We start from the raw sequence: 14272 nt of genomic DNA, 5'->3' as shown, positions 1-14272 counted from the left end.
CCGGGCCCCGGTGTGTCTCAGCGGTTGATCGACTGGATTTCCTGGACGTTCATGTCCTGGGTCGTCTCGAAGGTGCCGTCGGGGAGGTTGCCGCCGCTTCCGTCGGAGCCCGTCCAGGTGATCTTCCAGGTGAGGGACGCCTTGAGGCGGTACGGCTGGCCGTTCGTGGCGCGGAGGTATCTGATGCCGCACGGCGGGGTCCTGTCCGCGTTGCCCTTCGCGTACGGGGTACCGATCGAGCCGTCGTCGTTGATCGTGCAGTTGCCGGAGGACGGGTAGGTCTCGGCGTCCTCCGTGCCGGGGGTCAGGTGGAGGGCGACCGGCTTGGCCGTCGTCTCCGCCCACAGGCCCGTGTTCGGGAGGTCGGCCCTGACCTTGACCTCCTTGAAGGTGCCCTTGTCCAGCCAGGCCCAGGTCGGGAGGTTCACCGTGGACTTCGCCTGCGGTTTGAGCTCGATCTCTGTCTCGGGGACCTTGACCTTGTCGTAGGCGTACTCGGCGAGGGTCTTGGGGGTGGGGATGTTCGGGTCGTTCGGGAGTTTGCCCGCGTCGGCCCAGAACATGATGCGGCCGCAGTCCCAGGAGGCCGAGTCGGCGGGATCGGGTGCGACACCACGCCAGAAGTAGCCGTCCTTACCGAGGTTGTAGTCCTTGTAGCCCTCGGCGCTGCTGTTGGTCGGTGAGTGGAGGTCGAAGTTGTCCGCGCGCTTGCCGTCGCGATAGTGGTCCGTCCACAGTTCCTTGCCGAACCACGACTCGTGGATGCCGACGTCGCCCCCGCCGTCCGAGTCCACGAACTTCTTGAGCCCGGCCGGGGTGAAGGCCGGTTCGTACCAGCAGGCGGGGGGTTTCCAGTTTGGGTCGACCGTACCGAGGTTGCCCTGCTTGCCCCCGCCGTTTCTGCCGCTCACATAAGTGATCCGGATGTGGGAGACGGAAGCCTTCAGGCTTCCGTCGCGGCCGACGTCACCTTTGGAGCTGCTCTTGCCGTCGTTCTTGGTGTCACCTTCGCCGAAGGCCTGGGCCGAGGTGGAGGAGAGGGCGACCGCCACGGCCGATGCGAGAGCCGCAGCCACGATGCCGATGGGCCGCGACATCAGGAGCAGCCGCCCCTCTTCGATGTGGTGGACACGGTCTGCCACACACCCTGTGCGTTCTTCTGCATCGTGACGGTGTACGCGACCTTGGGGTCTATGCCCGCGGGATTGCCCACGACCTTGCCCGTTTCCCGGTTCTTCGTACGGGCGTTGGTCTCATCCGTGCAGTAGGCGAGTTGAGCCTTCGTGTTCTCCGCGAAGAGTGAGACCTTGGGGTCGAACACGGGGAGCGCGCCGATGACGGTGACGTTCTTGCCCGTGTACGACTTGATCCACTCACGGTCCTGGGTGAGGCCCGCCCTGGTGTCGTAGAAGGCGAGGGCCTTGCTGTCCGGGTCGTTCGCGATGATCGCCGCGTAACCGGCTCGCAGTTGCTCCTTGCCGTCGTTCAGGACGGCCTGCTCGTCGGGGCTGCCGCTCGTCCAGTTCTCGAAGGTCAGCCGGAAGCTGCTCGGGATGGTGACCTCGGGGCGCTGCGCGTCAGCACCTGAAGATGCCGACACCGTAGGCGTAGCCGTCGCGGTGTCCGCCCCCTTGATGTCGTCCGACTTGGGGTCCCCGCCCCCGCCGCACGCGGTGAGCAGGACGGTCGCGATGGTGGTGAGCGCGGTGGCGGTTGCGGGTAGGGCGCGGCGGGCCACGGTGGTTCTCCCCCGGAAGACGACGACGTGTGCAGCGGACAACGAAGCTATCAGGGGTGACAGGGGAGGATCGGGGCGGTCGGAGGGGGATTGTGGGGGAAGCCGAGAGATGTGGCGTGGCTGTTGTGAACGGCGTGGGGGCGTCCGACGTTGACGGGCGGAAGCTGTGTCGCCCCCGTCCCCAGGATCTCTGTAGGCTCAGTACGCCCCCTATATCGCGCCCACTTCACACACCATCAGGACACCCGCCATGCCGCGACGCCGTAGTTCAAGCTCGACGGGAAGCCCGACGGGAAGCTCGACGGCCCCGAGGAACCGGACGCCGCAGCCGGTGCGGGTGCGGCGGCGCACGGTCGGGGACTTCGTGAAGGCGTTCCTCGCCTTCCTGGCCCTGCTCGTCCTGCTCGTCGGCGTACCGCTGGCGCTGGCCGTGCAGTTCGGATGGCCGCTGCCGCACGGCGTGCCGAGCCTGGACTGGCTCCAGCAGGAGATCACCGTCCAGACCTTCCTGAACATCCTGACGGTCGTCGTCTGGCTCGCCTGGGCGCAGTTCACCGCCTGTGTGCTCGTGGAGATGAAAGCCGCGCTCTCCGGGGTCGGGGTGCCGGGGCGGGTGCCCGGGTCCGGACCCAGCCAGCTGCTCGCGCGGCAGCTCGTCGCCGCGCTGCTGCTCGTCGGTGCCACGGCCGCCAGCCTCACCCCGGGTCTGTCGCAGCTCGGGCACAGCCTGGAGGGGAACCAGAAGGGGACCGTCGCCGCCGCGCAGCAGACGCCGGGCGGGCTGTTCGGGCAGCAGCGGGAGCAGGCCGCGAACACCGCGGCGGCCGTCGCCGAGCAGGCCGCGAGCGCCGCCGCGAAGGCGGAGGCCAAGCAGGGCGACACGAAGTACTACCGGATCCAGCCGCCCGAGGGACGCCACCACGACTCCCTCTGGGAGATCGCCCAGCGGCACCTCGGCGACGGGCGCCGGTACAAGGAGATCTACGAGCTCAACAAGGACCGGGTCCAGCCCGACGGCTCCCGGCTGTCCGAGGCCAGCCTCATCCGGCCCGGCTGGATCATGGAGATGCCCGCGGACGCGCACGGCGGCGAGCTCGTCGAGATGCCCGACGGCGCGCCGGGCGTCTCCGAGCAGGTGCGGCAGCAGATCCACGACTACGCCAAGACCGGCGATCACGCCCAGGGCGGGGGCGATCACGCCCAGGGTGGCGGGCAGGAGCAGGGCGGTGGCTCCCACGCCTCCGTTCCCGCCCAGCGGCCCGCCCCCGACGCCGGGCAGGGGCAGCAGCACGGTGGCGACACCGCCGCCACCCCCGCCTCCGCCGGGCGTTCCTTCGGGCTGCCCGAAGCCCTCCTCGCCGCCCCGCTCCTCGCCGCCGGCCTCCTCGGCGCACTCGGCCACCGGCGCCGGCAGGCGCTGTGGCAGTCGGCGCTCGGTGCCGTCGGCGGGCGGCGCGGCATGGAGCCGCCGACGCCGACCGGGGACGCGCTGGACGTGCAGGACGCGCTGCTGGTGGGCGCCGACCCCGAGGGCGTACGCCGGCTCGACCGGTCCCTGCGCGGACTCGCCGCCGCCCTCGCCGCCGAGTCCCGGCCGCTGCCCGTCGTCTACGCCGCCTGGCTCACCGGAGGCGACCTGCACCTCCAGCTCGCGCAGCCGGCCGGCAAGCCCCCGGCGCCCTGGCAGACCGGGCAGGACGAGACGTTCTGGATGCTGGCGCGCGCCGACGCCGAGCAGTACGAGGACGCCGACACCGCCGCCCCCTACCCAGGGCTCGTCAGCCTCGGCACCATGGACGACTCCCGCCTGCTGCTCAACCTGGAGGCCGTGCCCGGCATCGTCTCGCTGAGCGGCCGCGCCGCCGACCGGGCCGCCGTGTTCGCCTCCGTCGCCGCCGAACTCGCCACCAACGGCTGGTCGGACCGCATGACCGTGACTCTCGTCGGCTTCGGCGAGGACCTCACCCCGCTCGCCCCCAGCCGGCTGCGCCACCTCGACGACGTCGAGGCGCTCCTGGAGACCATGGAGGCCGAGACGCGGCAGCGGCGCGGCGCACTGGGCGCCGCCGGACACGACTCCGTCCTCACCGGCCGCACCGGGCCCGCCCAGCACACCCGTTGGGCCCCGCACCTGGTGCTGCTGGCCGCCGAGCCCTCGGCCGAGGACGCCCGCAGGCTCGCCGAACTCGCCGCCGACGCCAGCCGGTTGGGCATCGGCTACCTCGTCGGCACCGACTCCGGTGAACTGCCCGGCGCCGCCTGGGAGATGGAGATCACCGCCGAGGGCAGGCTGCTCGCCCCGCTGCTCGGACTCGAACTCGACGCCCAGATGCTGCCGTCGGCCGAACAGCGGGCGGTGGTCGAGCTGTTCGTCGAGGCCGACCCGGAGAGCGGGCCCGACGGGCCGGTGCCCACCCCGCCGTTCCTCGTCGACATCAGCGAGCAGGGGCGGCCCGCGGTGTACGCGCGGCTCGTGGGCCCGTACGAGATCATCGGCCTCGACACCCCGGACGACGAGCGCAGCGCGTTGCTGCACGAGGCGCTGGCGCTGCTGCTCCTGCATCGGGAGGGCGTGCATCCGCGGGTGCTCTCCTCCGCGTTGTGGCCGCGCGGGGTCACCGACGACGTGCGGGACGCGCTCGTCGAGCGGCTGCGCTCCTGGCTCGGCACCGACCCCGACGGCACCCCCCGGCTGGGTACGGACGACGCCGGCAGGCTCACCCTCGCCAAGGCCGTCGTCTCCGACCTGGACGTGCTGCGCTCGCTGTACCACGAGGCCACGCAGGGCCAGGGCGCTCAGAGCCGGGCCGTCCGCGGACGGCTGCTCACCGACGCGCTGGTGGTGGTGCGCGGACCGCTGCTCGCCGACCGCCCAGAGGGCCGCTACCGGTGGCTCACCCACGAGATCGTCGAGGCCCAACTGCCCCTCATCGTCGCGGACATCGGGCTCGCCCTGTCCTCCTTCCACCTGGAGAAGGACCGCGCCCAGAAGGCGATCGAGGCGCTGGACGCCGCGCTGCGCACCGCCCCGGCCGACGAGCGCCTGTGGAACGAGCTGCTGCGCGCCACGCACGCCACCGGCGACACCGACCGCCTCGAGGCGCTCGCCGCCGACCTCGTCGGCCGCGGCGGCGCGCGTGGCCTGCCGCCGCGCACCGAGGCCCTGCTCGACGAACTGCTGCCGGCCTGGCGCAGCGCCGTCGCCGCGGCGGGCTGAGCGCCGTGCCGCCGGTCGGGCTGCCGCTGGTCGCCGCCGCCGCGCTGTGGGGCGCGGTGGCGGGCGCGTCGCTGTCACGGACCGCGTACCGGTTCTCCGTGCCGTCGGGGGAGGCCTGGCGGGAGCACTGCCCGGACGGGCATCCCATACGGGGCTGGGTGGGGCGCGGGCGGTGCGGGCAGTGCGCCGCGGCCGCTGCCGACCATCCGCCCGCCGCCCCGGCCGATGGCTCAGCTGTCGCCTGTCTTGACGGCCCTGCTGCCGCTCCTGCCGACGGTCCGGCTGCCGCTCCTGCCGACGCCCCGGCCGCCGCCTCAGCCGACGGCTCGGCTGTCACCCCCACCGCCACCCCGGGCCCCACCCCCACCGCCACACCGGCCCTCACCCTCACCCCAACCCGCGACAGCGCCCCCTACGGCCCCCGCACCCTGTCGACGGCCGTCGGTACCGCCCTGGTCTGTGCCGCGCTCGCCGCCGCCACCGGTGCCCGGCCCGAACTCGTCGTCTGGCTGGTGCTCGCGCCGGTCGGCGTCCTGCTCGCGGTGGTCGACGCGCGGGTGCGGCGGCTGCCCGACGTGCTGACCCTTCCTCTCGCGGGCGCCGCCCTCGCGTTCCTCGGCCTGGCCGCCCTGGTCCCCGGACACGCCGGTCACTGGCCGACCGCGCTGTACGGCGCGCTCGCGCTCGGCGGCTGCTACTTCGTGCTGTTCCTCGTCAACCCCGCCGGGATGGGGTTCGGCGACGTGAAACTGGCGCTCGGGGCGGGCGCCGTCCTCGGCTGGTACGGCTGGCCCACCGTCATGCTGGGCACCTTCGCCGGGTTCCTGTTCGGCGCGCTGTACGGCGGCGCGCTCGTCGTCGTACAGCGGGCCGGCCGCAAGACGGCGATCGCGTTCGGGCCGTTCCTGCTCGCGGGTGCCTTCACCGGCGTCCTGATCGGCGCGTACACAACCTGAGGGCCCCGCCGTGAAAGGCCTGGCGTAGGCTGGTTCGGTCCGTCCACAACCCCTTACGAACCTTGCGAAAGGGACGCCCGGTGACCGAGAAGGCCGACCTTCAGTCCGTCCTCGACCGTGCCGCCGCGGGCGGACGGATCAGCCCCGAGGAAGCCCTCGACCTCTACCGCGACGCACCGCTGCACGCGCTGGGCGCCGCCGCCGACGCCGTGCGCCGCCGGAAGTACGCGGGCACCGAGCACATCGCGACGTACATCATCGAGCGCAACATCAACTACACGAACGTGTGCGTCACGGCGTGCAGGTTCTGCGCCTTCTACGCCGCTCCCAAGGACACTGCCAAGGGGTGGACCCGCGACCTCGACGACATCCTGCGGCGCTGCGCCGAGACCGTCGAACTCGGCGGCACGCAGATCATGTTCCAGGGCGGCCACCACCCGGACTACGGCGTCGAGTACTACGAGAAGCACTTCAGCGCCATCAAGGAGGCCTTCCCGCAGCTGGTGATCCACTCGCTGGGCGCCTCCGAGGTGGAGCACATGGCGCGGATCTCGGGTGTGTCGGTGGAGGAGGCCATCACGCGCATCCACGCGGCCGGCCTGGACTCCTTCGCCGGCGCCGGCGCCGAACTGCTGCCGGAGCGGCCGCGCAAGGCCATCGCCCCGCTGAAGGAGTCCGGGGAGCGCTGGCTGGAGATCATGGAGACCGCGCACCGGCTGGGCGTGGAGTCCACCTCGACGATGCTCATGGGCACCGGTGAGACCAACGCCGAGCGGATCGAGCACCTGCGGATGATCCGTGACGTGCAGGACCGCACCGGCGGCTTCCGGGCGTTCATCCCGTACACCTACCAGCCGGAGAACAACCACCTGAAGGGCCGTACGCAGGCCACCCTCTTCGAGTACCTGCGGATGATCGCCATCGCGCGCCTCTTCCTCGACAACGTGATGCACATCCAGGGCTCCTGGCTGACCACGGGCAAGGAGGTCGGCCAACTGACCCTGCACTACGGCGCCGACGACCTGGGCTCGATCATGCTCGAGGAGAACGTCGTGTCGTCGGCCGGCGCCAAGCACCGGTCCAACCGGATGGAGATCATCGAGCTGATCCGGAAGGCGGGGCGGGTTCCGGCGCAGCGGGCGACGACGTACGAGCACCTCGTCGTCCACGACGACCCGGCGAACGACCCGGTCGACGACCGCGTGATGTCCCACATCTCGTCGACGGCGATCGCGGGCGGGACGGCCCACCCCGAGCTGAAGCTGCTCACCTCCAACTGAGGTACGAGGTACCGGTGCTGACGATTCACGCGGCCGACGAGGTCCGCGCCGGCTGGGACGCGGAACCCGTCGAGGGCGGTGCGGTCGCCGTCGAGGGCGCCCGGGTCGCGGCCGTGGGGACGCTCACCGAACTGGAGCGGCGGTTTCCGCACGCGCGCGTGCGGCGCTGGCCGGGCGTGCTCGGGCCCGCGCGCGTCCACGAAGGACCGCTGCCCGACGCGCCGAGTCCGCGCGAGCGTGTCCACGCGGTCCTCAAGCTCGGCGCGACGGCCGTGCTCGCCGGGTACGCGGACGCGTCCGGGGTGCGGGAGGCCGCAGCCCGCAACGACGTCGCCGTCCTCGCCGGACCCCGGCCGGCGGCGCTGGTGGAGGGCGGCCGTGCCGACCTCGCCGTCTTCGACGACGACGGCGCCTGCCTCGCCACGGTGTGCGCGGGGCGCCTGGTGCACCGCAGGCGCTGAGGCCGTCGCCGGGCTCAGCCGTCGGACTCCCGCCTCGGTGCCCGAGCACTCGTCTCAGCCGTCGGATTCCGGCCTCGGTGCCCGAGCACCCGTCTCAGCCGTCGGATTCCCGCCTCGGTGCCCGAGCACCCGTCTCCGCCGCCGGACTCCCGCCTCAGCGCCCAAACGCCCCCTCAGGCGCCGAACTCCGGCCTCAGCCGTCGAACTCCGGCCTCAGCCGCCGAACGCCCGACCGAACGCCCCCGGTTTCTGCCGCACTCCGCTGCAGTCGGTCGCCGCGTCGTCCCGGGACGGGGCGCCCTTGACGCACTGCCGGTCGCGGAAGGTGGACCACATCGACACCCAGGCGATCCTCTTCTGCTCGGCGAAGGAGCGCACCTGGGCCGCGTCCTCGAGCGTGAAGGTCTCGCCGGCGATGTCGTTGGCGCCGATCATCGAGGTGAGCGCCATGCCCTCCCAGGCGGCGGCGTCCGAAAGGCCGAAGACCTTCTTCAGCTGGGTGTGGGCGGCCTTCGCGGCGGCGAGGGCGTAGTCGCCCATGTCGCCGGTGTAGGACTCGGCGTAGTTCATGGTCATGAGGTTGACGGTCGCGACCTGGACGTCGTGCTCGTTCGCGGACTCCAGCAGGGCCAGGCCGTGGGAGTCCAGCCCGGAGGGCATGACGGGCAGCGTGAAGGACACCTCCAGGCCGGGACGCTGCTTCTGAAGCCGCGCGATCGCCCGCGAGCGCAGGTCGACGGAGGCGGCGTCGGTCAACGTGCGGCCCTCGATGTCGAAGTCGGCCCGGGTCGAGCCCGCCGCGTCCAGTGCCCTGCCGTACGCGTCGGCCAGCGCGGAGGGGCTGTCACAGGTCGTCGCCAGCTCCTTGCCGGAGGCGCCGCCGAAGGAGACGCGCACCGTGGCGCCCGACTTCTTCAGTTTCGCGATCCGGGACCTCACGTCGGCGTCGCCCGCCCCGGACACGCCGTCCCACCGCGGTGTGCACTCACCGCCGCCGGAGATGACGAAGGCGAGGTTGTACGTGCCGGGCGAGCCCGCGGAGTCGGTGCCCGCGGCGGTGGTGGCGCTCACGTACGGGGCGTACGAGGTGCCGGATCCGGGCGCCCCGTCCGAGGCGCCGCCGGACGCCGTGGAGCAGCCCGTGGCGGCCAGGGCGAACAGGCAGGCGAGCCCGGCCGCCGGCGTCAGGAAACTCCTCATTGCGCATGCACCAGCCCTCGTGACGTCCGTCCGGGAATCCAAACACAGCGGGGTCCCGGACCGAGCAGAGGAGGCCCCGGGTCCGGGAACCGCGTCTTCGAGCCTGCCATCGCAAGGCGCGCCGCCGGGGCACTTCGGCCGGGCGTCACCCCCGCCTGCCACAATGGGCCGGTGACCCGTGCATCCCTGGAGAAGCAGCCGTACGACGTCGCCTCGATGTTCGACGACGTGGCGGAACGGTACGACCTGACCAACGACGTGCTGTCCCTGGGGCAGGACCGGCGGTGGCGGAAGGAGGTCGCCAGGGCGGTCGATGCCCGGCCCGCGCAGAAGATCCTCGATCTCGCCGCCGGCACGGCCACCTCCTCGCTGCCCTTCACCCGCGCCGGCGCCTACGTGGTCCCCTGCGACTTCTCGCTCGGGATGCTCCGGGTCGGCAAGCGGCGGCACACGTGGCTGCCGTTCACGGCGGGCGACGCGACGCGGCTGCCGTTCAAGGACGACACCTTCGACGCCGTCACCATCTCCTTCGGGCTGCGCAACGTGCAGGACACCGAGACGGCCCTGCGCGAGATGTACCGGGTGACCCGGCCCGGCGGCCGGGTGGTCATCTGCGAGTTCTCCCACCCCACCTGGGCGCCGTTCCGCACCGTCTACACCGAGTACCTGATGCGCGCCCTGCCGCCCGTGGCGCGCGCGGTGTCCTCCAACCCGGACGCGTACGTCTACCTCGCCGAGTCCATCCGGGCCTGGCCCGACCAGCCCGCGCTGGCCGGGCTGCTGCGCACGGCCGGCTGGTCGAAGGTGGCCTGGCGCAACCTCAGCGGCGGGATCGTGTCCCTGCACCGGGGGTTCAAGGCCTGACGGCCGCGCGGACCGTCACACGGGACTGACCGCGTACGGATCGCCCGGTTCGTCGAGTTCGCGCTGGAGGCCGCCGGTGGGCGGTCGCGTCAGGCGCGGCTCGCGGACGCCTCCGCCGCCCTCGCCCGCGCCGAAGTCGAACCACACGTACACGATGGAGTCCCGCGGCACCTCGGCGCCGGGCTGCGGGTACTGGCGGACGACGTGGTCGACGACCGTGCGAAGGAAGTCCGGGCGGTCCGGTGCGTTGAGGAACAGGCCCTGGGCCCGGGCGGTCTCGCGCGCGTCCACGGCCATCAGTCCGACCAGGCGCGGCACGCGCACTTCGGGTGTCTCGGGTGTCCTGTACACAGACGTCACCCCCAGCGGTACCGGCAGGGTAACCGGCCAGGGGTGCCACCCGGAAGCGCGGGGTGCCTTTCTGTGACAATTGACTACCCATGGTAATCAGTTGTGGTCACAGCTCCAGCCGGTAACAGTGGCCCTGCCGCTTCGACATCGGCGTCACGAAGGTCTCCGCCAGGCGCATGCCGAGGCGCTCGGTGACCGCGATGGACCGCTGGTTGCGGGCGTCGACCATGGCCACCACGTTCGTCAGGCCGGCCGTGCGCAGCCGTTCCAGGGTCATCCGGGCGGCCGCCGTGACGTAGCCGCGACCCCAGTGCTCGCGGCCGAGCCGCCAGCCGATCTCGATCTCGCCCGTGGGGCCCCAGTCCCGCTCCCACGGCTGGGCACCCGTGAAGCCGATGACCCGGCCGGACTCGTCGAGCATCGTCCACAGGCAGAAGCCGCGTTCGGCGTCGTGCCGCCGCTGACGGGCGGTCAGCTCCTCGTAGGCGGACAGCTCGGCGGGACGGCCGCCCTGGAACTCCATCACGTCCGGGTCGGCGAAGATCCGGTGCCAGGTGACGGCGTCCTCATCGGTGGGGACACGCAGTCGTACGACGGGGAGAGCTCGGTTCACGGGGCAGCCCTTCAGCCGGGTGATCAATTCTGCTGCATAGACTGCCCATGTCCAGTGCCGGTCGGCACACAGATTCCGAACCTTGGGGAGATCCCGCCGTGTCCGTGACTGAGCCCCTCTCCGAGAACACCGCCGATGTGATCGTCGTGGGCGCGGGGCCGGCCGGGTCCACCACCGCCTACCACCTCGCCCGGGCCGGACTCGACGTACTCCTGCTGGAGAAGACCGAGTTCCCGAGGGAGAAGGTCTGTGGCGACGGTCTCACCCCACGCGCCGTCAAGCAGCTCGTCGCGATGGGCATCGACATCTCCGAGGAGGCCGGCTGGCTGCGCAACAAGGGTCTGAGGATCATCGGCGGAGGTGTCCGCCTCCAGCTGGACTGGCCCGACCTCGCCTCCTTCCCCGACTACGGGCTCGTGCGCAAGCGCGACGACTTCGACGAGCAGCTCGCCCGGCAGGCGCAGAAGGCGGGCGCCCGGCTGTTCGAGCGCTGCAACGTGTCCGCGCCCCTCGTCGACGACCGCACCGGCCGCATCACCGGGGTCAGGGCCAAGCTGGGTGAGGAAAAGCGCGAGGTCACCTTCCACGCGCCGCTCGTGGTCGCCGCCGACGGCAACTCCACCCGGCTGTCCCTGGCGATGGGACTGCACCGCCGCGAGGACCGCCCGATGGGCGTCGCGGCGCGCACGTACTTCACCAGCCCGCGCCACGACGACGACTACCTGGAGTCCTGGCTGGAGCTGTGGGACCGGCGCGGCCCCCAGGACCGGCTGCTGCCCGGCTACGGCTGGATCTTCGGCATGGGCGACGGCACCTCCAACGTCGGCCTGGGCGTGCTCAACACCTCCGAGTCCTTCAAGGAGCTGGACTGGCGCGAGGTCCTCAAGGCCTGGTGCGCGTCGATGCCCGAGGACTGGGGCTACACCCCGGACAACATGACAGGACCGATCCGCGGCGCCGCCCTGCCCATGGCCTTCAACCGCCAGCCCCACTACACGCGGGGCCTGCTGCTCGTCGGCGACGCGGGCGGTCTGGTCAACCCGTTCAACGGCGAGGGCATCGCCTATGCGATGGAGTCCGGCCAGCTCGCCGCCGACGTCATCGTCCAGGCCCACTCCCGGGCCACCCCGGCGCAGCGCGAGCTCGCCCTGCGGCGCTACCCGCGGGTCCTGAAGGACACCTACGGCGGCTACTACACGCTGGGCCGCGCCTTCGTGAAGCTCATCGGCAACCCGAAGGTCATGCAGATCGCCGCCCAGCGCGGGCTGACCCACCCGCTGCTGATGAAGTTCACCCTCAAGCTCCTGGCCAACCTCACCGACCCGACGGGCGGCGACGCGATGGACCGCATCATCAACGGTCTGAGCAAGGTGGCCCCGAAGGCGTAGCGCCCGCGGGGACGACAACGGGGCCGGCTCGTGGGCGAGCCGGCCCCGTTCGCGTCTCAGGGAACGAACGTTCGTGTCATAGGGGGTGAACGTTCGCGTCAGCGGGTGAAGCCGGTGAAACGGGCGAATCGGTGACGGACTGAAGGGCCGCTGCCCCCGAGCGGCTGCGGCCCTTCAGTCGTCACGGCAGTGCGCGGGCGCCCTCAGAGCACCCGGACCGCGCCGGACGGCGGGTCGTAGGACAGCGGACGCTCGACGACGCCCGTGGACGGGTTCTGCGCACCGACGAACATACCGTCACCGACGTAGACACCCACGTGGTACGCGCTGCCCGCGCCGCCCCAGTAGAGGATGTCGCCCGGCTGGAGGTTGGACAGCGACACCTGGGTGCCGGCGGTCGACTGGTCCTGGGAGACGCGCGGGAGGCTGATGCCGACCTGCTTGAAGGCGGTCTGCACCAGGCCGGAGCAGTCGTAGGCGGACGGGCCGGTGGCGCCGGAGACGTAGGCCTTGCCGACCTGGGCCTTGACGAACGAGATGACCGCCGCGGCCGAACCGGTCGCCGTGGACACGCTCGTGGAGGTGCTGCCCACGCTCACCGAGGCGCTGAGCGCGGGCCGCTCGGTCGTGCGCGAGGCGCGCTCGGCGGCCGCGCGCTCGGCGGCCCTCTTCCGGGCGGCCTCGGCGGCCTTCTTGCGGGCCTCCGCCTTCTTCTTGGCGTCGGCAAGGTCCGCCTTGGCCTGCTTCGCGGCCTTTGCGGCGGCCGCGTCGCGTTCGGCACCGAGCCGGTAGTTGGCGGCGGCCTGCTCCGTGGCGTCCGCCGACTGGGCCACCTGGGCGGCCAGGTCGGCGGTCAGCGTGGGGAGTTCGAGGGTCTGGGTCACCGGCTCGGCGGCGTTCGCCGAGGCCGACGAGCCGGCCACTGCCAGCGTGCCGAGGACGCCGCCGGCCACTCCGGCCCGCATCGCGACTCTCGACGCGCTACGGCGGGGCTTCCGGTGGCTGCGTATGTGAGCGGTGTGGGACATGGGAACAACCGGTACCAGGGGCTCCTTCATATCTTCAAGAAACGTGTGGTGCGCCACATTTGCTCAACGGGGCGGGTAAATCCCGGTGCCGAGGTTCCTTATTGACGCCGTAACGGACATTGCGGGCGGACGTGATCATGCCTTTGATCATGGTCTTTCGCTGTTACGCCCGAAATGCTCTGGACCTACCATCCGTGTGGATCGTTGGCCAAGCCCGACTCTCAGAGTTCTCTCATGGACGTGATGGAGGTCACGGAACGGTCACCGCCCCGCGGTGCGTCCGCGCGGCTGACGCGCGGTCTGACTCACGGGTCCCATTTGTCACTTGCGCCCCATTGGTGAAAGTGCGCCCGAGCGACCTCCCGTGTCGCACCGCTCGGCTTGTGAGCGGGTGAACGTGTCCACATCTCGCGCCGCCGTCCCTCTGATGTGTGAAAAGAGGGCCCATATCAAGGTCTTGACACCGTTCGCCACTTTGCGCCGGACTCCGTGCATCTGATAGTGCACACCCCCTCCGACCTGCAAATACGAGGTAAAATGTGACCAGTAGTGATCACACAGGTGCTTCGCGTGCGAAGATCACCGCTCATCCGACTTGATGATCGTTCGTCAGGTGGTGGAGATCACAAAGTCCATGCAATACCCCGTGTCGCAGATCACAGAGCGTCGGGCATAGGATGCGAGGCAGTTGGGCTTGTGACCTGCTTCACATGTTCTCGATCTTGGTCGAACGGGCCGGGGATCGGGGGGCCGGTGAGGCGGCTGTGGGCCCAGCGACCGCCAGCAGTCAGTGCCGACTGAGAGGAGCGAGGAGCGGTGAACGCGTATGCGCCCATCCTCGTACTGGGAGCCCTCGGGGCAGGCTTTGCGATCTTCTCCGTGGTCATGGCCACGCTGATCGGACCGAAGCGGTACAACCGCGCCAAACTCGAGGCGTACGAGTGCGGTATCGAGCCGACCCCCACGCCGGCCGGCGGCGGGCGCTTCCCCATCAAGTACTACCTGACGGCGATGCTCTTCATCGTCTTCGACATCGAGATCGTCTTCCTGTACCCGTGGGCCGTCACCTTCGACGCCCTGGGTGTATTCGGGCTCGTGGAGATGCTGCTCTTCGTGCTCACCGTCTTCGTCGCGTACGCGTACGTATGGCGGCGCGGCGGCCTGGAATGGGACTGA

At 71.2% G+C, this 14272-nt stretch carries 13 protein-coding genes; 7 read left to right on the top strand and 6 right to left on the bottom strand.

Annotated features, from left to right (window positions below; all coding sequences use genetic code 11):
• Positions 1-17 precede the first annotated feature (17 nt).
• Positions 18-1097: a hypothetical protein gene (locus ACIHCX_RS25265; RefSeq protein WP_400033309.1), complete on the bottom strand. Its 1080-nt coding sequence runs from the start codon at positions 1095-1097 to the stop codon at positions 18-20.
• Complete coding sequence (locus tag ACIHCX_RS25260) at positions 1097-1780, bottom strand: hypothetical protein (RefSeq protein WP_400033121.1); 684 nt, start codon at positions 1778-1780, stop codon at positions 1097-1099. Before ACIHCX_RS25260 ends, ACIHCX_RS25265 begins: the two co-directional genes overlap by 1 nt.
• Positions 1781-1988: 208 nt before the next feature.
• Between ACIHCX_RS25260 and ACIHCX_RS25255 the strand changes: the two genes are divergently transcribed.
• From ACIHCX_RS25255 to ACIHCX_RS25240, 4 genes are all read left to right on the top strand, one after another.
• Positions 1989-4955: a BTAD domain-containing putative transcriptional regulator gene (locus tag ACIHCX_RS25255; protein WP_400033119.1), complete on the top strand. Its 2967-nt coding sequence runs from the start codon at positions 1989-1991 to the stop codon at positions 4953-4955.
• 5 nt (positions 4956-4960) lie between these two features.
• Positions 4961-5911, top strand: coding sequence for a prepilin peptidase (locus ACIHCX_RS25250; protein WP_400033117.1), 951 nt, complete (start codon positions 4961-4963; stop codon positions 5909-5911).
• Between the two features lie 80 nt (positions 5912-5991).
• Complete coding sequence (gene mqnC / locus ACIHCX_RS25245; protein WP_400033115.1) at positions 5992-7191, top strand: cyclic dehypoxanthinyl futalosine synthase; 1200 nt, start codon at positions 5992-5994, stop codon at positions 7189-7191.
• Between the two features lie 14 nt (positions 7192-7205).
• Positions 7206-7652, top strand: coding sequence for an imidazolonepropionase-like domain-containing protein (locus ACIHCX_RS25240; RefSeq protein WP_400033113.1), 447 nt, complete (start codon positions 7206-7208; stop codon positions 7650-7652).
• Positions 7653-7865: 213 nt separating this feature from the next.
• On the opposite strand, the gene ACIHCX_RS25235 is transcribed toward ACIHCX_RS25240, so the two are convergent.
• Complete coding sequence (locus tag ACIHCX_RS25235; protein ID WP_400033111.1) at positions 7866-8852, bottom strand: chitinase; 987 nt, start codon at positions 8850-8852, stop codon at positions 7866-7868.
• A 171-nt stretch (positions 8853-9023) separates the two neighbouring features.
• On the opposite strand from ACIHCX_RS25235, the gene ACIHCX_RS25230 reads away from it, so the two are divergent.
• A complete protein-coding gene (locus ACIHCX_RS25230) occupies positions 9024-9716 on the top strand; it encodes a demethylmenaquinone methyltransferase (RefSeq protein WP_400033109.1) in 693 nt (230 codons plus the stop codon).
• A gap of 15 nt (positions 9717-9731) precedes the next feature.
• On the opposite strand, the gene ACIHCX_RS25225 is transcribed toward ACIHCX_RS25230, so the two are convergent.
• Positions 9732-10067: a PASTA domain-containing protein gene (locus ACIHCX_RS25225; RefSeq protein WP_400033107.1), complete on the bottom strand. Its 336-nt coding sequence runs from the start codon at positions 10065-10067 to the stop codon at positions 9732-9734.
• Between the two features lie 106 nt (positions 10068-10173).
• The gene (locus ACIHCX_RS25220) at positions 10174-10680 is read right to left on the bottom strand and encodes a GNAT family N-acetyltransferase (protein ID WP_400033105.1); all 507 of its coding nucleotides are present in this window, start codon (positions 10678-10680) and stop codon (positions 10174-10176) included.
• A 47-nt stretch (positions 10681-10727) separates the two neighbouring features.
• On the opposite strand from ACIHCX_RS25220, the gene ACIHCX_RS25215 reads away from it, so the two are divergent.
• A complete protein-coding gene (locus tag ACIHCX_RS25215) occupies positions 10728-12068 on the top strand; it encodes a geranylgeranyl reductase family protein (protein WP_400033103.1) in 1341 nt (446 codons plus the stop codon).
• A gap of 203 nt (positions 12069-12271) precedes the next feature.
• Here ACIHCX_RS25215 and ACIHCX_RS25210 read toward each other — a convergent pair whose 3' ends face one another.
• Positions 12272-13096 carry a C40 family peptidase gene (locus tag ACIHCX_RS25210; RefSeq protein WP_400033101.1) on the bottom strand — a complete coding sequence of 275 codons (825 nt, stop codon included), beginning with the start codon at positions 13094-13096 and terminating at the stop codon, positions 12272-12274.
• 816 nt (positions 13097-13912) lie between these two features.
• Here ACIHCX_RS25210 and ACIHCX_RS25205 point away from each other — a divergent pair.
• Complete coding sequence (locus ACIHCX_RS25205) at positions 13913-14272, top strand: NADH-quinone oxidoreductase subunit A (RefSeq protein ID WP_007383963.1); 360 nt, start codon at positions 13913-13915, stop codon at positions 14270-14272.

The sequence above is a fragment of the Streptomyces sp. NPDC052043 genome (genome assembly GCF_044548235.1).
Lineage (GTDB): Bacteria > Actinomycetota > Actinomycetes > Streptomycetales > Streptomycetaceae > Streptomyces.
Note: the sequence above shows the minus strand (reverse complement) of the source record. Positions and strands in the feature narration are given on the sequence as shown.

Coding starts and splice junctions, on each gene's coding strand:
- ACIHCX_RS25265 (WP_400033309.1), bottom strand. CDS start 1,097: ATGTCGCGGCCCATCGGCATCGTGGCTGCGGCTCTCGCATCGGCCGTG.
- ACIHCX_RS25255 (WP_400033119.1), top strand. CDS start 1,989: ATGCCGCGACGCCGTAGTTCAAGCTCGACGGGAAGCCCGACGGGAAGC.
- ACIHCX_RS25235 (WP_400033111.1), bottom strand. CDS start 8,852: ATGAGGAGTTTCCTGACGCCGGCGGCCGGGCTCGCCTGCCTGTTCGCC.
- ACIHCX_RS25215 (WP_400033103.1), top strand. CDS start 10,728: ATGTCCAGTGCCGGTCGGCACACAGATTCCGAACCTTGGGGAGATCCC.
- ACIHCX_RS25210 (WP_400033101.1), bottom strand. CDS start 13,096: ATGTCCCACACCGCTCACATACGCAGCCACCGGAAGCCCCGCCGTAGC.